The sequence below is a fragment of the Mesorhizobium sp. M1A.T.Ca.IN.004.03.1.1 genome (genome assembly GCF_003997555.1).
Taxonomy (GTDB): Bacteria; Pseudomonadota; Alphaproteobacteria; order Rhizobiales; family Rhizobiaceae; genus Mesorhizobium.
Genome location: NZ_RZTV01000431.1, coordinates 1 through 266 on the forward strand (window position 1 = coordinate 1; position 266 = coordinate 266).

A 266-nucleotide genomic window follows, 5' to 3' on the forward strand; every position below is an offset into this window, starting at 1 on the left:
GGCCACTGCAGAGGCTGATCAGGAAGCGCGTGACCCGGCGCAGCGGGCGCGGCAGCACGAACCGCTCTTCGGCTTCCACGATCGGAAGCACGGCATGATGGCTGGGGCGCCCAATCCTCTTGACTGTCAACGCAAACAAGACGCGTCCTCCACCATCCACCGGAGAAACTGACCAAATGAATAGCCGGCATGACCGGCCATTTCGGGCACGAGCGAGGTTGGAGTCATGCCTGGCTGGGTATTGACCTCCAGCCAGATGATTTCGC

General features: G+C 61.7%; 2 pseudogenes. Both read right to left on the bottom strand.

Features of this window, described 5'->3' with window-relative positions:
• Positions 1-139: pseudogene (locus EOD29_RS32315) on the bottom strand (cell division protein FtsQ); the annotation flags it as partial.
• Positions 127-266: pseudogene (locus tag EOD29_RS32320) on the bottom strand (D-alanine--D-alanine ligase); the annotation flags it as partial. The pseudogenes EOD29_RS32320 and EOD29_RS32315, both read right to left, overlap by 13 nt.